General features: G+C 44.1%; 20 protein-coding genes and 1 other RNA gene. 14 read left to right on the top strand and 7 right to left on the bottom strand.

The window, feature by feature from the left end; genetic code table 11:
• Positions 1–2,274 (top strand): DNA topoisomerase IV subunit A, encoded by a 2,274-nt coding sequence (parC, locus tag ACQEXU_RS04730; protein ID WP_427009886.1) that lies wholly within the window; start codon positions 1–3, stop codon positions 2,272–2,274.
• 36 nt (positions 2,275–2,310) lie between these two features.
• On the opposite strand, the gene degS is transcribed toward parC, so the two are convergent.
• The 3 genes from degS to zapG all read right to left on the bottom strand — a co-directional run bounded on the left by degS (position 2,311) and on the right by zapG (position 5,437).
• Positions 2,311–3,375 (bottom strand): outer membrane-stress sensor serine endopeptidase DegS, encoded by a 1,065-nt coding sequence (degS, locus tag ACQEXU_RS04735; protein WP_367987247.1) that lies wholly within the window; start codon positions 3,373–3,375, stop codon positions 2,311–2,313.
• Positions 3,376–3,491: 116 nt separating this feature from the next.
• The gene (locus tag ACQEXU_RS04740; RefSeq protein WP_427009887.1) at positions 3,492–4,859 is read right to left on the bottom strand and encodes a Do family serine endopeptidase; all 1,368 of its coding nucleotides are present in this window, start codon (positions 4,857–4,859) and stop codon (positions 3,492–3,494) included.
• Between the two features lie 128 nt (positions 4,860–4,987).
• On the bottom strand, positions 4,988–5,437 hold the full coding sequence (gene zapG, locus ACQEXU_RS04745) for a Z-ring associated protein ZapG (RefSeq protein WP_367987245.1): 450 nt from the start codon (positions 5,435–5,437) through the stop codon (positions 4,988–4,990).
• 158 nt (positions 5,438–5,595) lie between these two features.
• Here zapG and zapE point away from each other — a divergent pair, with 158 nt between their 5' ends.
• From zapE to sspB, 8 genes are all read left to right on the top strand, one after another.
• Entirely contained in the window at positions 5,596–6,705 is a 1,110-nt protein-coding gene (zapE, locus tag ACQEXU_RS04750) for a cell division protein ZapE (RefSeq protein ID WP_427009888.1), read from the top strand.
• A 234-nt stretch (positions 6,706–6,939) separates the two neighbouring features.
• Complete coding sequence (rplM, locus tag ACQEXU_RS04755) at positions 6,940–7,368, top strand: 50S ribosomal protein L13 (protein ID WP_005372872.1); 429 nt, start codon at positions 6,940–6,942, stop codon at positions 7,366–7,368.
• Positions 7,369–7,383: 15 nt separating this feature from the next.
• On the top strand, positions 7,384–7,776 hold the full coding sequence (gene rpsI, locus ACQEXU_RS04760) for a 30S ribosomal protein S9 (RefSeq protein ID WP_005436094.1): 393 nt from the start codon (positions 7,384–7,386) through the stop codon (positions 7,774–7,776).
• A gap of 341 nt (positions 7,777–8,117) precedes the next feature.
• Positions 8,118–8,711 carry a ubiquinol-cytochrome c reductase iron-sulfur subunit gene (petA, locus tag ACQEXU_RS04765; protein WP_427009889.1) on the top strand — a complete coding sequence of 198 codons (594 nt, stop codon included), beginning with the start codon at positions 8,118–8,120 and terminating at the stop codon, positions 8,709–8,711.
• Positions 8,711–9,976 (top strand): cytochrome b, encoded by a 1,266-nt coding sequence (locus ACQEXU_RS04770; RefSeq protein ID WP_427009890.1) that lies wholly within the window; start codon positions 8,711–8,713, stop codon positions 9,974–9,976. The genes petA and ACQEXU_RS04770 overlap by 1 nt, the downstream gene beginning before the upstream one ends.
• Positions 9,973–10,710, top strand: a complete 738-nt coding sequence (locus ACQEXU_RS04775; RefSeq protein ID WP_427009891.1) for a cytochrome c1 — start codon at positions 9,973–9,975, stop codon at positions 10,708–10,710. Before ACQEXU_RS04770 ends, ACQEXU_RS04775 begins: the two co-directional genes overlap by 4 nt.
• Before the next feature lie 99 nt (positions 10,711–10,809).
• Positions 10,810–11,445 carry a stringent starvation protein SspA gene (gene sspA, locus ACQEXU_RS04780; RefSeq protein WP_367987240.1) on the top strand — a complete coding sequence of 212 codons (636 nt, stop codon included), beginning with the start codon at positions 10,810–10,812 and terminating at the stop codon, positions 11,443–11,445.
• On the top strand, positions 11,445–11,930 hold the full coding sequence (gene sspB, locus ACQEXU_RS04785) for a ClpXP protease specificity-enhancing factor (protein WP_367987239.1): 486 nt from the start codon (positions 11,445–11,447) through the stop codon (positions 11,928–11,930). The genes sspA and sspB overlap by 1 nt, the downstream gene beginning before the upstream one ends.
• Positions 11,931–11,980: 50 nt before the next feature.
• Here the strand turns inward: sspB and ACQEXU_RS04790 are convergent, their stop codons facing one another.
• From ACQEXU_RS04790 to ACQEXU_RS04805, 4 genes are read right to left on the bottom strand one after another with little or no spacing between them, the layout of a single operon-like run.
• The gene (locus ACQEXU_RS04790; protein WP_367987238.1) at positions 11,981–12,550 is read right to left on the bottom strand and encodes a BON domain-containing protein; all 570 of its coding nucleotides are present in this window, start codon (positions 12,548–12,550) and stop codon (positions 11,981–11,983) included.
• 4 nt (positions 12,551–12,554) lie between these two features.
• Positions 12,555–13,145 (bottom strand): phosphoheptose isomerase, encoded by a 591-nt coding sequence (locus tag ACQEXU_RS04795; protein WP_367987237.1) that lies wholly within the window; start codon positions 13,143–13,145, stop codon positions 12,555–12,557.
• 3 nt (positions 13,146–13,148) lie between these two features.
• Positions 13,149–13,559, bottom strand: a complete 411-nt coding sequence (locus ACQEXU_RS04800; RefSeq protein WP_427009892.1) for a YraN family protein — start codon at positions 13,557–13,559, stop codon at positions 13,149–13,151.
• Complete coding sequence (locus ACQEXU_RS04805; RefSeq protein WP_427009893.1) at positions 13,504–15,315, bottom strand: penicillin-binding protein activator; 1,812 nt, start codon at positions 15,313–15,315, stop codon at positions 13,504–13,506. Before ACQEXU_RS04805 ends, ACQEXU_RS04800 begins: the two co-directional genes overlap by 56 nt.
• 63 nt (positions 15,316–15,378) lie before the next feature.
• On the opposite strand from ACQEXU_RS04805, the gene rsmI reads away from it, so the two are divergent.
• From rsmI to ACQEXU_RS04830, 5 genes are all read left to right on the top strand, one after another.
• Positions 15,379–16,242, top strand: a complete 864-nt coding sequence (rsmI, locus tag ACQEXU_RS04810) for a 16S rRNA (cytidine(1402)-2'-O)-methyltransferase (RefSeq protein ID WP_427009894.1) — start codon at positions 15,379–15,381, stop codon at positions 16,240–16,242.
• A gap of 131 nt (positions 16,243–16,373) precedes the next feature.
• Positions 16,374–16,769: RNase P RNA component class A (gene rnpB, locus ACQEXU_RS04815), an RNA gene on the top strand.
• A 183-nt stretch (positions 16,770–16,952) separates the two neighbouring features.
• On the top strand, positions 16,953–17,903 hold the full coding sequence (gene rsmH, locus ACQEXU_RS04820) for a 16S rRNA (cytosine(1402)-N(4))-methyltransferase RsmH (protein WP_427009895.1): 951 nt from the start codon (positions 16,953–16,955) through the stop codon (positions 17,901–17,903).
• A 5-nt stretch (positions 17,904–17,908) separates the two neighbouring features.
• Complete coding sequence (gene ftsL / locus ACQEXU_RS04825; protein ID WP_427009896.1) at positions 17,909–18,226, top strand: cell division protein FtsL; 318 nt, start codon at positions 17,909–17,911, stop codon at positions 18,224–18,226.
• Positions 18,223–19,956 carry a penicillin-binding transpeptidase domain-containing protein gene (locus ACQEXU_RS04830; protein WP_427009897.1) on the top strand — a complete coding sequence of 578 codons (1,734 nt, stop codon included), beginning with the start codon at positions 18,223–18,225 and terminating at the stop codon, positions 19,954–19,956. Before ftsL ends, ACQEXU_RS04830 begins: the two co-directional genes overlap by 4 nt.
• Positions 19,957–19,961: the final 5 nt, after the last annotated feature.

The following is a 19,961-nucleotide window of genomic DNA, read 5'->3' on the forward strand; positions in this document are numbered from 1 at the left end:
ATGTCTACAGAAATTACTTACGATGGCGTTGAACAGTTGCCAATGCGCAAGTTCACCGAAGACGCTTATCTGAACTACTCGATGTACGTAATCATGGACCGCGCATTGCCATACATTGGCGATGGTTTGAAACCGGTTCAACGACGCATCATTTACGCAATGTCGGAGCTTGGTCTTTCGGCATCAGCAAAATACAAAAAATCCGCACGTACCGTTGGTGACGTGTTGGGTAAATACCACCCGCACGGTGATTCTGCGTGTTATGAAGCGATGGTATTGATGGCGCAGCCATTCTCTTACCGTTACCCATTGGTTGACGGTCAGGGTAACTGGGGTGCGCCAGATGACCCTAAATCATTCGCGGCAATGCGTTATACCGAAGCAAAACTGTCTAAATTTGCCGAAGTACTGCTGGGTGAATTAGGTCAGGGTACGGTTGAATGGCAACCTAACTTTGATGGCACGATGAAAGAGCCACAAATGTTGCCAGCACGTCTGCCTCATATCCTGCTAAACGGTGTTACTGGTATCGCGGTTGGTATGGCGACAGATATCCCGCCTCACAACGTTCGTGAAGTGGCGGATGCAACCATCCATTTGATCGACAACCCGAAAGCGGAACTGCCAGATGTGATGCAGTTCGTTAAAGGCCCAGACTACCCGACAGAAGCAGAAATCATTTCGCCGCAAGCGGATATCGAGAAGATTTACCGTAACGGTCGCGGCAGCATCAAGATGCGCGCGGTATGGCACAAAGAAGGCTCAGATATCGTTATCACTTCTTTGCCACATCAAGTATCAGGTGCGAAACTGCTTGAGCAAATCGCAAACCAAATGCGCGCTAAGAAGCTGCCAATGGTTGATGACCTTCGCGATGAATCGGATCACGAGAACCCAACGCGTATCGTTGTGGTTCCAAAGTCAAATCGCGTAGATTGCGATCTGTTGATGAACCACTTGTTCGCTTCAACCGATCTTGAGCGCAGCTACCGCGTTAACTTGAACATGATTGGTTTGGATAACCGTCCTCAAGTTAAAGGTCTGGTTCAAATTCTGTCTGAGTGGATCGAGTTCCGTCGCACGACTGTACGTCGCCGTCTACAACACCGCCTAGACAAAGTCATGGCTCGTCTACACATCTTGGAAGGTTTGTTGGTTGCTTACCTAAACCTAGATGAAGTGATTGAGATCATTCGTACTGAAGACGATCCAAAAGCTGTGCTGATGGAACGCTTTGGTATTACCGATATCCAAGCGGATGCAATTCTAGATACCAAACTTCGTCACCTAGCCAAACTAGAAGAGATGAAGATCCGTGGTGAGCAAGATGAGCTAGAGAAAGAACGTGAGAAGCTAGAACAGCTACTAGGCTCTGAGCGTCGTCTGAACACACTACTGAAGAAAGAAATCAAAGCAGACGCAGAAAAATACGGTGATGACCGCCGTTCTCCAATGGTTGAACGTGCAGAAGCAAAAGCGCTGACTGAACGAGACTTAATACCAAGTGAGCCAATTACGGTTGTGCTTTCTGAGAAAGGCTGGATTCGTCACGCGAAAGGCCACGATGTAGATGCAGAAGGCTTAAGCTACAAGTCTGGTGATAAATACCTAGCGCACGCTCGCGGTAAGAGTAATCAGCAAGCGGTGTTCTTTGGCAGTGATGGTCGCAGCTACTCACTTGAGTCGCATTCATTGCCGTCGGCGCGAAGCCAAGGGGAGCCAATTACTGGTCGCTTGAATATCACTGCTGGCAGCAGTATTCGCCAAGTGATCATGGGTGAAGAAGAGCAGCTGTGGCTGGTGGGTTCTGATGCAGGTTACGGCTTTGTATGTAAAGGTTCTGATTTGTTATCGAAGAACCGCAGCGGTAAAGCATTGGTGACTCTGCCTGCAAACTCTGAAGTGATGACGCCTTATGCGATTCGTGATTTAGATAGCGATGAGATCTTAGCTATTACTAATCAAGGCCGTATGTTGCTGTTCCCAATCAAAGACCTCCCACAGTTAGGCAAAGGTAAAGGGAATAAGATCATCAATATCCCTGCAGCGAAAGCTAAAGAACGTGAAGAGTTTGTCTCTCACTTGTTAGCTTTACCACAAGGTGCTTCGGTAACTTTGTATGCGGGTAAACGTAAGCTTGGTCTTAAGCCGTCTGATCTTGAAAACTTCCGTGGTGAACGTGGACGCAGAGGTGGATTATTACCAAGAGGTTTACAGAGGGTGACACGTATAGAGCTTGAACAGTCTTCAGAGCAAGAATCGTTGAATGACTAAGTAAAAAAATCCCCTGCTAAGCAGGGGATTTTTTTACTAATCTCTGGGGTCTTCTGCGATGGTGACTTGTAACGTCATCTCTTCTCCCTGCCGAAGTATTAAAATATCGGTCTGAGTTCCAGGGCGCAATTCGGTCACGATATCCATCACACTTTGTTTGCCATTTATCTTTTGACCACCAATTTTTAGAATGATGTCTTGTGCTTTAAACCCTGCTTTTGCGGCAGGTCCATTTGGATCAATTCCCAACACAATAATACCGCCTAAATGGTCATTGCCTAAGAGACGAGCAGTCAATTGGTTAATATCTTGGCCATCAATTCCAATATAACCACGAATCACACGGCCGTCAGCAATGATCTTCTGCATTATTTTGTTTGCTAGTGCATATGGGATTGCAAAAGAAATTCCATACGTCTCAAGTTCAGTCGCTTGCTGGAAAGAGGCGGTGTTAATACCAACCAGCTCACCACGAGTATTGACCAAAGCGCCACCTGAGTTGCCTTCATTAATTGCAGCATCGGTTTGAATAAAGGCTTGGCGTCCGTCCGCACTAATCGATGAGCGACCAGTCGCTGAGATGATACCAAACGTTGTAGTTTGGCCTAGGTTATAAGGGTTACCGATAGCAAGTACGACGTCACCAACGGTTGGTGAATATTCTGAATTGAGTGGAATGACTGGTAGGTTTGTTCCTTCGATACGAAGGATTGCGATATCTGTTCGTCGATCTTTACCGACTAATTGAGCGGCAGCAACACGGCCGTCTTGAAGCAATACAATGATTTGGTCGGCTTTGGCTACAACATGGTAATTGGTGATGATATAGCCTTTTTCACTGACAATGACGCCCGACCCCAATCCTTGAGTTGAAAGTTGTGTTCTATTGTTTTCGGTGTATTTCCGGCTATAGATGTTGACTACTGCGGGCGCAGCTCTACGCACTGCTTGATTAAACGAAATTTGTTGGGAGTTGATATCGATTCCGGTGCTTTGAGCTTGATCTGGTAGTACATTTGAGCGTAAAGAGGGCACTAACAACAAAAGAAGTGCAGCCGTTGCTAAACCTAAACCGACAGATCTTAGCAAAAATGGGATCATACCTTCTTCAACTCCGGATAGAAAACTCGTGAATGATGAAGAATAGCATTAGATGAAAAAATAATAAAAGGACAGTGCGGTGGAGCACTGTCCTTTAAAGTCAATATCACGTTATTTTATCGAACAACTAGATAAATAGTGCGATCGCCGCGTTGAATATTCAATGCAAGCACCCCCGGTTTTTTATCTAGAATCTTTCTGAATTCCGCAAGGTTTTTCACTCGGTGACGGTTAACACCAATAATAATGTCATCGGCTTGTAGTTGGTATGCTTCTGCAGGAGAACCTTTGGTAACAGACGTTACTTTCACGCCAGAGATCGGGTCATTAGCAATCGTATTGGTTAGCTCCGCGCCTGCCAATCCGTCATGCAGTTTATCTGCTGTTGTTTTCACATCAGATTGTTCGCCTAAGGTGACATTGAAGGTTTGTTTCTTGCCATCCCGAACCACCCCTAAAGTGATTTTCTTACCGGCGCCTAAGGTGGCAACTTTTGCTCGCAGTTCACCAAAAGTATCAATACTCTTGTTATTGATTGATACAATAATGTCACCAGCTTTTAGACCTGCTTTATCGGCTGCACTTTCTGGCACCACTTGGCTGACAAAAGCGCCTTTACTCGATTCATAACCGAGCGCTTCGGCCAATTCAGAGGTGATTTCTCCGCCTTGAACCCCTAGCATGCCGCGTTTCACTTCGCCAAACTCGAGAATTTGCTCCGTTAAGTTCTTCATCATATTTGATGGGATAGCAAAACCAATACCAACGTTTCCGCCATTTGGGCCAAGAATCGCCGTGTTTATACCGATAAGCTCACCATTTAGGTTCACTAAAGCTCCTCCAGAGTTACCACTGTTAATCGCGGCATCTGTTTGGATGAAGTTTTCAAGGTTTTCTACGTTAAGTCCGCTACGACCTAATGCTGAAACAATACCAGAGGTAACGGTTTGCCCAAGACCAAATGGATTACCGATGGCAACACTAAAATCACCGACGCGCAGTTTATCTGAATCGGAAATCTTTATTTCAGTCAGATTTTTTGCTTTTTCTAACTTAAGTAAGGCGATATCAGATTGCTGATCGCCACCGATAAGCTCTGCATCATATTCCCGTCCGTCATGCAGCTTCACTCGGATTTTCTCTGCACCATTTATTACATGGTAGTTGGTGACGACATGGCCTTTGTTTGCATTAATAATGACGCCAGAGCCGAGACCACGGAAAGGGCGCTCTTGGATTTGTTCGGCTGGAAACTCGGGACCAAAGAAAAAGCGGAATTGCTCAGGAATGCGTTGCTTGGAAACTTGAGTACCTTCAACAGCAATACTGACAACGGCGGGTGTTACCCGTTCTAGCATTGGCGCTAAGCTAGGAAGCTGTTCACCGTTAACGGCTAGCGGTAATGCGGCTGAGGCTGGTATGGGGGTGATGATTGAACTTAAGCTTAATGATAAGACGGTTAAAGCAAGCAAAGGTTTTTTCATCTGATAACTCCTATGTTATTCAAGACCTTCTGATTCTGTATTTGTTTGAGAAATAAGAATTCACAAGGTACTGCTGAGAGTTATGACTTAAAAACCTTTGCAAAGTTCATCTATTATACAAAATTGCTTTATGATGCTTTGGCGGTGACGGCGTCTTCCGAGCTCAATGTTTCTTTTTCTGGCTCTTTAAGTAAGCCTGTCGCACCAGAAGCGTAGTCTTTTGGCGCTTCTTCTATTTTCGAATTAACTTCGTGTTCAACTTTTTCTTCGCTATGTTCCGCAATTTTTTTGTTAAATGGATTGTCTTGATCTGGAACATTAGGCAGCAATTCTGCAGATGTTTTTGCCATATGTTGGTAAATTTTTGTGTATTCTTTACCTAGAGAGTCCAGCATTTCTGCGGTTTGCGCAAAGTGATCCGCAAGATCTTGTTTTTGCTGTTCCAATTCAAATTTTGCTTTGTCCAGTTCTTTTTGGACGCTTTTTTGCTTCTTGTATCCTGGGGTCGTGATTCGCGCGATGATAATTCCTAAAACTGCGCCAACTAACAAACCTATTACGGCGTAAATCCAAGGCATATTTGCTCCTTATCATTGTTATTTAACATGTTTTTTACCGAGTGGTTACACATGTTCGATGGACATGGTACTATGACAAACTGAGTCAATAAAGGGAAATGAATGCGCTTTATTTGCTGCTCTTTACTCCTCTTATATTCCTAATAGGTTGTATACCAATGACGCCGATAGAAAAATATCATTTTGACTTGAAAGAACACGGTTTTCAAAAAGACGACGCGCAACTACAAGCGATTAAGGCGTTAAATCAACTTTATTTGAATCTGATAGATTTTCAAAATACACCTAAATCAGAGGTTAATACCGGGTTTTGGTCTCGTTTATGGAGCAAGCCTCAAGAACTCCCGCCTCCACCTAAAGGGCTCTATTTTTGGGGGGGCGTGGGGCGTGGAAAAACATATTTAATGGACACGTTTTACGAAACGCTACCAGGAAATCGCAAAATGCGAGTTCATTTCCACCGCTTCATGCACCGCGTGCATGACGAATTAGGTGCTTTAGGCGAAATCAGTGATCCCTTAAAGTCAGTGGCAGATAAATTTAAAACTGAAACAGACATTATCTGCTTTGACGAGTTTTTCGTATCGGATATCACCGATGCAATGATTTTAGGGAATTTATTCCAAGAGCTCTTTGCTCGAGATGTTATTTTGGTGGCAACCTCGAATATTCCTCCACAAGATCTTTATCGCAATGGCTTACAGCGCGCGCGCTTTTTACCCGCTATTCAGTTAATTGAAGAAAACTGTGAGATTTTGAATGTAGATAGTGGGGTTGACTATCGATTACGAACGTTAGAGCAAGCAGAGATCTATCATTTCCCTCTCGATCGCGCCGCAAGTGAAAACCTAACTCGATACTATGAGCAGTTAGTCGGTGAACACAAAGACATTCAGTGTGAAATCGAAATCAATCATCGAACTGTTCCTGTGATAGCGGCATCTAATGGTGTGTTACATGCCAGCTTTGCTCAGCTGTGCCAAAGTGCGAGGAGTCAAAATGATTATATTGAAATTTCTCGCCTCTATCATACGGTGCTATTAGCGGATGTTTTGCATATGAATCATAGCATTGACGATGCTGCGCGCCGCTTTATAGCACTGGTTGATGAATTTTATGAGCGAAACGTAAAGTTAATCATTTCGGCAGAAGTTGCATTAGAAGCGTTATACAGCTCTGGTCAATTAGAATTTGAATTTAAGCGTTGTCAGTCGCGTTTAATAGAAATGCAAAGTCATGATTATTTGGCAAAAGAGCATTTAAGTTAGTACGAAATTTAAGCTAAAACGGTACAAAGAAAAAAAATGATATTTTCGCGGAAAAAGAGGTGATTTTTTCAGCTGACTTCTCTATAATCCTGCGACCCACCGTTACTGCAGACCGAATTCTACAGGAATTTAGGGTCGAGAGTGCCAACCACTCGAAGGGGTGATGACTGGGCTCTTAGTCAGTGGGAGCTATGCTCCTTAAGTGTAAATTTAAATTAACGGGTTATTATTAGCATGAAAACTTTCGTTGCTAAACCAGAAACTGTAAAACGCGACTGGTACGTTGTAGACGCTGAAGGTAAAACTCTTGGCCGTCTAGCAAGTGAAATTGCATCTCGCCTACGTGGCAAACACAAAGCTGAATACACTCCTCACGTTGACACTGGTGATTACATCATCGTTATCAATGCTGAGAAAGTTGCTGTAACTGGCAACAAAGCTAAGAACAAAGTGTACTACCGTCACTCTGAGTTCCCAGGCGGCCTAAAATCAATCACTTTTGAAAAGCTGATCGATCGTAAGCCTGAAATGGCTCTTGAACTAGCGGTTAAAGGTATGCTACCACGTGGTCCTCTAGGCCGTGCTATGTACCGTAAGCTGAAAGTTTACGCTGGCGCTGAGCACAACCATGTTGCTCAACAACCACAAGTACTAGACATCTAATCGGGGATTTCGAAAATGGCAGAGAATCAATACTACGGCACTGGCCGTCGCAAAAGCTCAGCTGCACGTGTTTTCATTAAACCAGGCAGCGGCAACATCGTAATCAACAAGCGTAGCCTTGATGAGTACTTCGGTCGTCCAACTTCTCGCATGGTTGTTAAACAGCCTCTTGAGCTAGTTGAACTAACTGAAAAACTAGACCTATACGTTACTGTTAAAGGTGGCGGTATTTCAGGTCAAGCAGGTGCTATCCGTCACGGTATCACTCGTGCTCTAATGGAATACGATGAGTCTCTACGTCCTACTCTACGTGCAGCTGGTTACGTTACTCGTGACGCTCGTTGCGTTGAACGTAAGAAAGTTGGTCTACGTAAAGCACGTCGTCGTCCACAGTTCTCTAAACGTTAATTTTTCTTCGGAAGAATTATACGTTCCAGATGTACTGGATTACGCTATCAAAGCCTGGCTTCTTGCCAGGCTTTTTGTTTTTTGCTCCAAATCAAATCCCTTCATTCCTGAGAATCTCAGCATATTAATATCAGATTTGTTCCTTTTGTGACTTCACAAGCGAATTGCATTCACAAATGTTACAAAAAGGTAGCTTTATCTTGTCAAAAAGTAGGGTTTTATTTATCATTTCCAATCAAATAAATACAACTAAATTCGTATTTTGTTAGCCATGCTCTTAAAGGGAAATAACCGGGTCAAAGAGCCTGATATCCCCAAGGAGCAAGTGGGAGAATGTTTGGATGAGCAATGCGCCTTTAAATAACGGTCGCAGACGTTTCTTAACTGCTACAACAGCTGTTGTTGGTGGTTTGGGAGCAGCTGCGGTTGCCGTTCCTTTTATTAAATCTTGGAACCCAAGTGAAAAAGCGAAAGCTGCAGGTGCTCCTGTTGAAGTTGAAGTAGGTAAACTTGAAGAGGGGCAAATGGTACGTGTTGAGTGGCGTGGTAAACCTGTATGGGTGGTTCGTCGCGCTCAATCTGTGGTTGATGGCTTAACAGCGATCGACGGACAGCTTCGTGATCCTGAATCTGGTGAAGCCCAACAACCAGATTACGCTCAGAATGCTTACCGTTCTATTAAACCTGAATATTTTGTAGCAGTAGGTATTTGTACTCACCTTGGTTGTTCACCAACTTATTTGCCAGACAGTTTTAGCGAGCAAGTTCAAGGTGTTAAATCAGGTTTCTTCTGTCCATGTCATGGTTCGAAGTTTGATATGGCTGGTCGTGTATTTCAAGGTGTTCCAGCGCCATTAAACCTTGTGGTACCTAAGCACATGTACCTAAGCGATACCAAAATCCTTATCGGTGTTGATGAAGGAGGGGAAGCATAATGCAAGCTCTACTGGATTGGGTAGAAAAACGCATACCCGCAATGAACGCGTATAAGAAGCACCTCTCTGAGTATCCGATGCCAAAGAACTTTAACTTTTGGTATTTATTTGGCTCGCTAGCGATGCTTGTGTTGGTGAACCAGATCCTAACGGGTATTTGGTTAACAATGAACTACGTACCATCGGGTGATGGTGCATTCGCTTCAATCGAATACATCATGCGTGATGTTGAATACGGTTGGTTACTGCGTTACATGCATTCTACTGGTGCTTCAGCTTTCTTTGTTGTTGTTTATCTGCACATGTTCCGTGGTCTTATCTATGGCTCGTACCAGAAGCCTCGTGAGTTACTATGGATCTTCGGTATGTTGATCTTCTTGGTGCTGATGGCAGAAGCATTCATGGGTTACCTACTTCCATGGGGGCAAATGTCTTACTGGGGGGCTCAGGTAATCATCTCTCTCTTCGGTGCTATCCCTGTTATTGGTGATGATCTAACATTATGGATTCGTGGTGACTACGTTATCTCTGGTGCGACGCTTAACCGTTTCTTTGCTCTACACGTTATCGCACTACCAATCGTACTTCTGCTGCTTATCGTTTTGCACGTACTAGCGCTGCACGAAGTAGGTTCAAACAACCCTGACGGTATCGAAACTAAACTGCCAAAAGGCACGATGGGCAACGATCACAAGACACAGTTTAAGTTCCACGACTACTACACGAAGAAGTACGATATTATCGACTCGATTCCTTTCCATCCTTACGGTACGGTGAAAGATATGGTTGGTATAGCGGGTTTCTTATTCTTCTTCTGCTACGTGTTGTTCTTCAACCCAGAGATGGGCGGTTACTTCCTTGAGCCACCTAACTTTGAAGCGGCAAACCCTCTAAAAACACCTGAGCACATTGCTCCTGTTTGGTACTTCACTCCGTTCTACGCGATCCTTCGTGCGGTTCCAGACAAGCTACTCGGTGTTATTGCGATGGGGGCATCGATTGCGGTTCTGTTTGTGCTTCCTTGGTTAGATCGTTGCCGCGTACGTTCTTATCGCTACCGCAGTAAGTTCCATTTATTCAATATCATCCAATTCACGATCAGCTTTATTGCATTGGGTATCCTTGGTGCGCTTCCAGCAACACCAACATACACGCTGCTAGCTCAGATCTTCAGCTTAGCTTACTTCATGTTCTTCGTGCTGCTGTATTTCTACAGTAAGAACGAAGCGACTAAGCCTCTACCAGAAAGGGTGACATTCAAATGAAAAAATGGATTGTAATTTTATTTGCAATGCTGCCTTCATTGGCAATGGCAGCGGGTGCGAACGTACCACTTGATAAAGCAAACAACGACTTGAGTGATCAAGCGTCACTGCAAAACGGTGCGAAACTGTTTATGAACTACTGCTTCGGTTGCCATTCGGCTCAGTATCAACGCTATGAGCGTGTTGCTCGTGATATTGGTATTCCGGTGGAGTTGTTGAAGGATAATTTAATCTTTGATCCTGAAGCAAAAGTCGGTGACTTAATGGAAAATTCAATTCCTGAGGATTCTGCAGCGAAGTGGTTTGGTGCTCCACCACCTGATTTGACTTTGGTTGCTCGAGTTCGTGGTACTGACTGGCTATACACATATTTGCGTTCTTTTTATGAGGATCCAAGCCGTCCATTTGGCGTAAATAACATCGTATTCCCAAGTGTTGGTATGCCCCATGTATTAGAAGAGCTACAAGGTATACCTAAACCAATTTACGCATCAGAAGTCGTAGATGGTAAGGAAGTGCAAAAAGTGGTTGGTGTTGAGTCTGATGGTACAGGTGAGCTAAATAACGAGGAATACGATGATGCAGTGCGAGATCTCGTTAACTTCCTTGAGTATTCTGGTGACCCCGTGAAGTTGGAACGACATGCTCTTGGATGGTGGGTAATGGGCTTCCTTATTATCTTCACCATTGTAGTTGTGCTTCTTAAGAAAGAGTATTGGCGTGATGTGCACTAATTGTGCTATCATGCTGTGCTAATTTCCAAATTTTATTGTTTACAATGGAGGCTTAGCCTCCATTGTTTTTTTATATCTGTAAGTGTGCTGGAGGGCTCCATGGCTGTAGCTGCCAATAAACGTTCTGTGATGACTCTATTTTCTAGTGCGTCTGATATGTATAGCCATCAGGTACGTATTGTTCTGGCTGAGAAGGGTGTAAGTGTTGAGGTTGAGTTAGTTGACGAAGCTAATCTTCCAACTGAGCTTGTAGAATTGAACCCATACAAATCAGTACCGACTCTAGTTGACCGTGAGTTAGCGCTTTACGATTCAAAGATCATCATGGAATATTTGGATGAGCGTTTTCCGCATCCACCGTTGATGCCTGTATACCCAGTTGCTCGTGGTAACAGCCGCTTGATGATTTATCGCATCGAACGTAACTGGTATTCACTGGCTGCAAAAGTGATCAGTGGTACTGCTGAAGAAGCAGAAAATGCACGTAATAAGTTACGTAATGACTTATTAACACTTGCTCCTGTATTTGCTGAGTACGAATACTTCATGAGTGAAGAGTTTAGCTTGATCGATTGTTACCTAGCTCCACTATTGTGGCGTTTACCTGTGTTAGGTATCGATTTGGTTGGCCCAGGCTCTAAAGAGCTGAAGATATACATGAATCGTGTATTTGAACGTGATTCTTTCTTAGCTTCATTGACTGAAGCCGAGCGTGAAATGCGTCTGGTTCGTTAATGGATATTACTGAGATGACACCACGACGCCCATATATGCTTCGCGCATTTTATGATTGGCTCGTGGATAATGATCTGACACCTCACTTGGTTGTCGCTGCCACATTACCTGGTGTCAGAGTACCAATGGAATTTGTGCAGGATGGTCAGATCATTCTAAATATTGCTCCTCGTGCTGTGGGTAATTTGGAGTTAGGTAATGAAGCGATTACATTTAATGCTCGTTTCAGTGGTAAGCCTCATTCTGTGATTGTTCCTCTCTATGCTGTTCAGGCTATTTATGCTCGTGAAAACGGTGCAGGAACTATGTTTGAAGCAGAAGATGCATACATGGTGGATGAGCAAGCGGAAGAGTTTCTTGATGAGACTGACTCGTCATCTCTGTCTTTGGCATCAGAAGAAGATAGCGAAGTGGAAGAGGGTGTATTCCCTGATGATGAACCACCAAGACCCAAAGGTCGCCCAAGTTTAAGGGTTGTTAAATAAAAAAAGCAGCGTCTAGGCGCTGCTTTTTTATATCTGTATTGAAAAGGTATTTAGTCTCCGTACTGGAAAGCTTTAATCACCCGTTTTACACCAGAAATATTACGTGCGATTTCTGCGGCTTTATCTGCGTGAGCATGTGAGACATAGCCTAAGAGGAATACCTCATTATCTTCAGTGATCACCTTTATTTTAACGCCAGTTAATGCTGAATCGGTAAGTAAGGCTGATTTCACTTTTGTCGTGATCCAACTGTCGTGGCTGATCTCACCAACCGATAGTGGAGCTTTGATTTTTACTTGATTAAAGATTTCATGCACGCCTTTGACTTTACTGGCTTGATGTTCAAATTGTTCCAATAACTCCTGTGTTTGTGCTTGTCCCATTAGCACAACTGTTCCTTTGTATGAACTGGCAATGACACGAACCTTTCCACGATAAGGTGCTTTATTTGTAATGCCTGCGACTTCAAATTCAATATTGTTATCTTGCCATATTTCTTGAGTGCTACGAGTATCAATTACGATCGCTGCAGTTGTCGCGGCTCCTGCGACAAATAAGCCTGCGCATCCAGAAGTCGCAAGTAGTGTGAGAGTTAAGAATAAGGCTTTTATGGAATTCATTGAATTACTCTTCGTGAGCAGGGAATAATACTTGGTCAATAAGATCGCATAAGCAATGCAGTGTCACCATATGAACTTCGTGAATTCTCGCCGTTCTGTGAGACGGAATACGAATTTCAACGTCATTTTCACCAAGTAATCCAGCCATTTCGCCGCCATCTTTACCTGTAAATGCAATGATTGTCATATCGCGGGTAACTGCTGCTTCCATCGCCTTAATGATGTTTTTGCTGTTACCACTGGTTGAGATGGCTAAAAGAATGTCGCCTGGCTGGCCAAATGCACGTACTTGTTTGGAAAAAATTTCCTGATAGTGATAGTCATTTGCTACAGCGGTCAAAGTGGTGTTGTCAGAAGTTAGTGCCATAGCAGGCAAGCTTGGTCTTTCGGTTTCAAATCGGTTTAGTAAACAAGAAACGAAAAGTTGAGCATTAGATGATGAGCCACCATTACCACAACACAGAATTTTATTACCGTTAAGCAAGCTAGCAACCATAGCTTGAGCGGCGTGTGTGATTGCATCTGGTAATGCTTCAGCAGCGGCAATTTGGATTTGAATACTTTCGGTAAAACTGTCTTTAATGCTATCTAGCATCGGTTATCCTTGAGTGATCGCGTTCTTAATCCAGTCAATTTGTTGCCCCTGTGAGTGAATGGCGACAAGATCAAACCGAAAGTCGGTTGAATAGACTGAGAGGTTATTTTTCATTAACCATATGTTGGCCGCATGGATTAGTTTTTTTGCTTTACTCGCGGTCACTGTTTCAGCCGCGTGCCCATATGATTGATTTTTTCGGTATCGTACTTCAACAAAGATGATAGTTGAACCTTGTTTCATTATCAGATCCAACTCACCACCTTTGGTATTGAAGTTTCTCTCAATTAACGCGAGACCGCAACTGAGTAAGTACTTCTCTGCTGCGGTTTCATAATGTTGGCCTACCTTGCGGCGGTTATTGAGCACTGTGCTCCGCCCAATCGATTTCACGTTCAACAACACATTGTTCATTGATGCTCAATACCCCGGTTCGGCCTTTGACAGTGTAACCATCCACGACTTTCATTTGAGGTAATTGTTCCATCATTAGATACGCATCCATACCTAACGCTTGTAAGCGTTTTTGTGAATTGGATTCATTTGGCCACATTTCATCCATCTGTTTTTTCAGTTGCTCTTCAGGATGGATAAGCAGAGGGATATCGCTGTAAACAACACCGGATAAATCTTCGTACTGATGACGACCATTGTTACTACGTGAGTTAGAAAACAGCTTAGGTGGTGCTGTATCTGGATTAATAGCCACTTCGATAAACGGCTTAATTAAGGTCAATTCTGCGCTGCTTGCAACAATATAAACGGCATCTACATCACGGCGGCTACGTGGCTGTGTTTCCAACGAAATACCTAATAAAGATTCCATTTGCGCAATGTGTTGCTGACTGCCTTGTAGGCCAAATGCGGAGTTAATATTACGTTGTAGTTGGCGTTTATCACTAAATAGAGTCACTGCAACTTTATTCTCGCTATGTTGTTGCCACTCTCGATTAAAAGCAGAAACGACACGTTCACCTAGGTGTCCTTTCGGTGCGAGGATCAGAGGATATTTGTAGCCTTGTTCATACAAATGTTTGGCTGCTTGTTCAACTTCTTGTTCTGGTGATAGCGCTAAATAACAAGTGCTGGTGCCGTTTTCGATTTCGTCAGGGATGTTTAACGCCAGCATTGGTACTGGTTGAGCGAACTTATCTTGTGCTGCTTGAAGCTTCTCAACATCATCTTTGATAAGTGGTCCAACGATGAAATCGATATTTTTTTCAAGCAGTGTACGCTCTAACTCTTCCACTGTGATCGTATTGGTATCGACAACCGTAAGTGTTGCACTTGGGTCACGTTGCTCATCGTTCATCATTTCAAGAATAAAACCATCACGAATAAGCTGAGCTTGCTTAGCAAACTTACCTGTGAGCGGTAACAGCAACGCTGTGTTCACTGGTTTTGTTATTTCTAGTGAAAGAATGTTTTGCAGTGATTTTGGTGTGTATAGTGCTGCAGGATGATTTGGATTTTCGGCTAACCATTTTTCCAGCGTATTCTTAAGTTGAGGGATGTTGTTCGACATCGTCTTAACGTAAGTTGTAAGCTGTAACCAACCGTCTAGAACTGCTTCTTCTGGTTGTGCTGAGAAGTGTGTAATTTCATTAGCGGAGTAACGGTTTAAATTTGCCCAAACATCTTGAGCTACATAATTTTGCTGTGAAGAGGCTAAATATGAAGATAGAGCGATCAGTTCACGGCTGGCTTCAAAGTAATCCCCTTTTTTTGCAAACAGCTTGGCTCGTAGATTGTGGTAATCACGCCACTGTTCGTCTTCCAGCATCCATCCAGAGTTGAAGTTTAGCCCTGACAAGGCGTCTGAATAGTCTGATTGATTTACCAAAAGCTGTGCTCGCGCCAGCTGCCATTCCGCTTGCTGTGGTTCAGACAGAGGTTGACGGGCAAGACGTTTCAACAATAACTGAGCTTGTACGTCATCATTCTCCGCAATGGCTGATTTTAATGCCATGATCAACCAATCATTTTGTAAGCTGCCTTGAGAAGCATCCGCTCGCATGAGATAGCTTTGGGTTGATTGAGATGGATCAAGGGTAATGTCCACTGATGTCGGTGCTGAAGGTTTAGACGAACACGCCGCTAAAGTCACCGCAAGTGCAACAGGCGTCAGAATGCGTGTTACACTGAGCCGCTTATGGTTTTTGTTAGCCATGAGTATTTTAGTAATTCCGTGTAAGATTGTGTCTATATTAATCGTTGAAGTGATGGTAAACAAATGACAGATAACAAAACATTGCCAGCAGAGATCCCAACTCTCTACATTGTGCCGACCCCAATCGGCAATTTGGGTGATATTACCCAACGTGCGATAGAGGTACTGTCTGGAGTCGATCTCATTGCTGCTGAGGATACGCGCCACACTGGTAAGTTATTGTCTCACTTCAGTATTCAAACCAAAACTTATGCCTTACATGATCATAATGAACAACAAAAGGCGCAAGTATTGGTGGATAAATTGCTGGAAGGCCAATCCATCGCGCTTGTTTCTGATGCTGGCACTCCTCTTATTAGCGATCCAGGTTACCATTTGGTCACAAAATGTCGTCAGGCAGGCGTCAAAGTTGTGCCACTTCCTGGGGCTTGCGCTGTCGTTACGGCTTTAAGTGCATCTGGGTTACCATCAGATCGCTTTAGCTTTGAGGGATTCTTACCACCGAAAAGCAAAGGGCGCAAAGACAAGTTTCTAGAAATCTCAAAAGCAGCACGGACGTGTATTTTTTACGAATCACCGCATCGCATTATTGATTCACTCGAAGACATGCTGGATATTCTTGGCCCAGAGCGGGAAGTTGTATTAGCGAGAGAGCTGACCAAAACATTTGAAACCATACAAGGTCTACCACTTGGTGAACTTATTGAGTGGGTCAAGTCGGATGATAACCAACAAAAAGGTGAGATGGTTCTTTTGGTTCATGGTTTCCGTGAATCTGTTGAGGACACCTTGCCTGATGAGGCAACCCGTACTTTAGCGATATTGACCAAAGAACTGCCTCTGAAAAAGGCTGCAGCCTTGGCCGCAGAGATCTATAACCTGAAGAAAAATGCCTTGTACAAATGGGGACTAGAGCATCTAGATTGAATCGCTTTATAGATAGATAAGATTGAGTTTTGTGGCAATTGTGAATAAAAAAACATCAATTAGTGCATTCGTTTCATTATCTATGTGATCTCTCTGGACTCTAATGGGATAACTCTATACAATCCGCCTCCGGAGTTGACTGGGTAGTCGCTGCTTCATTGATGTCCTTTAACCTTGTGTTAGGGGAGACTGATGGAGGGGAGGAAAGTCCGGGCTCCATAGAGCAGGGTGCCAGGTAACGCCTGGGGGGCGAAAGCCTACGACAAGTGCAGCAGAGAGAAGACCGCCGATGGCCCGTAAGGGAACAGGTAAGGGTGAAAGGGTGCGGTAAGAGCGCACCGTGCGACTGGCAACAGTTCGTAGCAAGGTAAACTCCACCCGGAGCAAGACCAAATAGGCTTCCGCATAGCGTGGCTCGCGTTGGAGAAGCGGGTAGGTTGCTTGAGCCAGTGAGCGATTGCTGGCCTAGACGAATGGCTACCACCGTGCAAACGGTACAGAACCCGGCTTACAGGTCAACTCCCCCTATTTAAAACCCATCGTAACAACATCGTTATGATGGGTTTTTTGCTTTTAGTTGACGTAAATTATTTTACAAGCAATAAACTTAGCGCAATATCACGTGTTCCTGATGGGACAAGGTGACGATAAGTTGCCAAATGAGTACACTGGACATCAGACGCAACACTGCGATAGTAAATGAGAAGACCATGACCGACGCATTCAAACACATTTCTGTTTTACTTCACGAATCTATTGAAGGTTTAGCGATTAAACCAGACGGCATCTATATTGATGGCACCTTTGGACGCGGAGGGCACAGCCGAACAATTCTTTCTCAATTAGGCGAAGAGGGGCGCTTATTTAGTATCGATCGTGATCCACAAGCGATCGCTGAAGCCAAAAAGATTGAAGATCCACGTTTCACCATTATACACGGTCCATTTTCAGGAATGGCTGAGTATGCGACGCAGCATGGTATTGCTGGTAAAGTTGATGGGGTATTGCTAGACCTAGGTGTTTCCTCTCCTCAACTAGATGATGCGGAGCGAGGCTTTAGCTTCATGAAAGACGGCCCTCTTGATATGCGTATGGATCCAACGTCGGGGATATCGGTTTCTCAATGGTTAGCTGAAGCCGACCTTGATGACATTACATGGGTTATTCGTGAGTTTGGTGAAGACAAACATGCCCGTCGAATAGCAAAGGCAATTGTGGCTTATCGTGAAAATGAAGAAAATGAGCCATTAACTCGTACAGGCCAATTGGCGAAGCTGATCTCAGATGCTGCGCCTAAGAGTTTCAAAGAAAAGAAACACCCCGCCACTCGTGCTTTTCAGGCTTTTCGTATTTACATCAACAGTGAACTCGAAGAAATTGATACTGCATTAAAAGGAGCGGCTAGTATTCTTGCTCCGCAAGGACGTTTGTCCGTGATCAGTTTCCACTCACTAGAAGATCGTATGGTGAAGCGATTCATTAGAAAGGAAAGCAAAGGACCAGAAGTTCCTCATGGCATTCCGATGACTGAAGCGCAGATCAAAGCGTTAGGTAGTGCAAACCTAAAAGCAGTGAGTAAAGCTATTAAACCTTCAAAACAAGAGATTGAGATGAACACGCGCTCTCGTAGTTCGGTTCTTCGCATCGCTGAAAAACTTTAACTTATATGAGTGAGCAGACGCCTAATTTAGCTAAGTTAGTGGCACGGGATCTGATATCGACAGGTCGCGTCCCCCTTATTTTATTGGTATTAATTTTTGCTACCGCAATGGGGGTTGTATTTACAACTCACCATTCTAGACAAGCGATCTCTGAAAAAGATCAGGCTTTGATAGAGCGCGAGCGTTTAGATAATGAGTGGCGAAATCTATTGTTAGAAGAGACGGCCCTTGCGGAACATAGCCGTGTACAAGCCGTCGCCAAGCAAGATCTTGAAATGAAGCGTCCTGACTCAGATAAAGAAGTTGTTATAAACCTGCAATGAGCTCAAAAAAAGTTACTCCGAAAAAAACAACACCTAAGCCAGAAGCAACGTCTCCTGTTGTTATAAACTGGCGTATTTATGTCGTCCTGTCTTTTGTTTTCTGCGCCTTTGCATTGTTAGTTGGGCGCATTGCCTACATACAAATCATCGAACCAGATAACCTTATTAAACAAGGCGATATGCGTTCGGTCCGTGCCAAAACATTACATTCAGCTCGCGGTATTATCTCTGATCGAAATGATGAGCCTTTAGCGGTTAGTGTTCCAGTTCAAGCGGTATGGGCAGACCCTGCAACCATTTTTAAGCAAGGTGGTTTAGATGATCGAGATCGTTGGTATGCACTCGCTGATGTTTTAGGTCTTAAACGCCAAAGCTTGATCACTAAAATTGAAAGAAATAAAACACGTCGATTTATCTACTTACAGCGTCAAGTCAGTCCAGCGATGGCAAATTATATTCGAGAGTTAAAACTCGCGGGCATAGGCCTCAAAGCGGAATCTCGTCGTTACTATCCAGCCGGTGAAGTTAGTGCCCACTTAGTAGGGGTGACAGGTATTGATGGACATGGCCTTGAAGGGGTTGAGCGTAGTTATGATAAATGGCTAACTGGTGAGGCGGGTAAGCGGATCATCCGAAAAGACCGTTACGGCCGAGTGGTTGAGAATATTTCGCTTGAAGAGCGAGAAGAAGGAAAACCACTGCAACTGACGATCGATCAGCGCTTACAAGCCATTGCTTTTAGAGCTATTAAGCAAGCTGTTGCCGATTACCGTGCAACATCGGGCTCAGCTGTTATTCTGGATGTAAAAACTGGAGCCGTTCTTGCGATGGTCAATGCGCCATCTTACAACCCTAATAATCGCTCTGATCTACAATCGGCAAAAATGCGCAACCGTGTTATTACTGATGCCTTAGAGCCGGGTTCTACCGTCAAACCGTTTGTTGTATTAGCAGCACTTGAAAATGGTGTAGCTGATGAAAATACCATTATTGATACTGGCAATGGCATCATGCAAATTGGTGGTAGCCGCGTTCGAGATACCTCAAGAGCGGGCAAAGCAAGCCTTGCTAAAATCCTACAAAAATCCAGTAATATTGGTGTGGCGAAACTAGCACTCAGCATGCCATTAGAAGCGTTGCTTGGGATGTATAGCTCTGTTGGTCTTGGGGAGATCTCTGGCTTGAACCTGATTGGTGAAACTGCAGGTATTTTCCCGAACCGCCGCCGTTGGTCTAAATTTGAAATTGCTACCTTAGCCTTTGGCTACGGCATTTCTATAACACCTCTTCAACTTGCTCATGCATATGCAACTTTGGGCAATTATGGTAAATATCAGCCAATCCACATCATAGATAACAATCAGCAAGATTTATCTCGACAGGTTATTGATAAAGATAATGCCCGCAAAGTCTTAAACATGCTTGAAACGGTAACTCAGCCTGGTGGTACAGCCACCAAAGCCGCAGTACCGGGTTATCGTATTGCCGCCAAAACAGGTACGTCGAGAAAGGCGAGTGCAGGTGGTTATAGTGATGAATATGTGGCGGTTACAGCTGGCTTGGCACCGGTTAGCGATCCACGAGTTGCACTGGTTGTGATTGTGAATGAGCCACAGGGTGATCTCTATTACGGTGGTTCGGTAGCGGGACCGGTATTTGCTGAGATAATGAAGGGGACATTGCAAATTTTAAATATTGCCCCGGATGAAAATCGATTTAAAGAAGAATAAGCGAG

This window comes from Vibrio sp. TRT 21S02, assembly GCF_050113675.1.
GTDB lineage: Bacteria > Pseudomonadota > Gammaproteobacteria > Enterobacterales > Vibrionaceae > Vibrio.

Bases quoted from the DNA above. Each gene is read 5' to 3' on its own strand.
- ACQEXU_RS04740 (WP_427009887.1), bottom strand. From the start codon at position 4,859: ATGAAAAAACCTTTGCTTGCTTTAACCGTCTTATCATTAAGCTTAAGT.
- ACQEXU_RS04800 (WP_427009892.1), bottom strand. From the start codon at position 13,559: ATGAACAATGTGTTGTTGAACGTGAAATCGATTGGGCGGAGCACAGTG.
- zapE (WP_427009888.1), top strand. From the start codon at position 5,596: ATGACGCCGATAGAAAAATATCATTTTGACTTGAAAGAACACGGTTTT.
- ACQEXU_RS04795 (WP_367987237.1), bottom strand. From the start codon at position 13,145: ATGCTAGATAGCATTAAAGACAGTTTTACCGAAAGTATTCAAATCCAA.
- rplM (WP_005372872.1), top strand. From the start codon at position 6,940: ATGAAAACTTTCGTTGCTAAACCAGAAACTGTAAAACGCGACTGGTAC.
- ACQEXU_RS04790 (WP_367987238.1), bottom strand. From the start codon at position 12,550: ATGAATTCCATAAAAGCCTTATTCTTAACTCTCACACTACTTGCGACT.
- ACQEXU_RS04770 (WP_427009890.1), top strand. From the start codon at position 8,711: ATGCAAGCTCTACTGGATTGGGTAGAAAAACGCATACCCGCAATGAAC.
- rsmH (WP_427009895.1), top strand. From the start codon at position 16,953: ATGACCGACGCATTCAAACACATTTCTGTTTTACTTCACGAATCTATT.
- zapG (WP_367987245.1), bottom strand. From the start codon at position 5,437: ATGCCTTGGATTTACGCCGTAATAGGTTTGTTAGTTGGCGCAGTTTTA.
- parC (WP_427009886.1), top strand. From the start codon at position 1: ATGTCTACAGAAATTACTTACGATGGCGTTGAACAGTTGCCAATGCGC.
- ftsL (WP_427009896.1), top strand. From the start codon at position 17,909: ATGAGTGAGCAGACGCCTAATTTAGCTAAGTTAGTGGCACGGGATCTG.
- rpsI (WP_005436094.1), top strand. From the start codon at position 7,384: ATGGCAGAGAATCAATACTACGGCACTGGCCGTCGCAAAAGCTCAGCT.
- petA (WP_427009889.1), top strand. From the start codon at position 8,118: ATGAGCAATGCGCCTTTAAATAACGGTCGCAGACGTTTCTTAACTGCT.
- degS (WP_367987247.1), bottom strand. From the start codon at position 3,375: ATGATCCCATTTTTGCTAAGATCTGTCGGTTTAGGTTTAGCAACGGCT.
- ACQEXU_RS04775 (WP_427009891.1), top strand. From the start codon at position 9,973: ATGAAAAAATGGATTGTAATTTTATTTGCAATGCTGCCTTCATTGGCA.
- rsmI (WP_427009894.1), top strand. From the start codon at position 15,379: ATGACAGATAACAAAACATTGCCAGCAGAGATCCCAACTCTCTACATT.
- sspA (WP_367987240.1), top strand. From the start codon at position 10,810: ATGGCTGTAGCTGCCAATAAACGTTCTGTGATGACTCTATTTTCTAGT.
- ACQEXU_RS04830 (WP_427009897.1), top strand. From the start codon at position 18,223: ATGAGCTCAAAAAAAGTTACTCCGAAAAAAACAACACCTAAGCCAGAA.
- sspB (WP_367987239.1), top strand. From the start codon at position 11,445: ATGGATATTACTGAGATGACACCACGACGCCCATATATGCTTCGCGCA.
- ACQEXU_RS04805 (WP_427009893.1), bottom strand. From the start codon at position 15,315: ATGGCTAACAAAAACCATAAGCGGCTCAGTGTAACACGCATTCTGACG.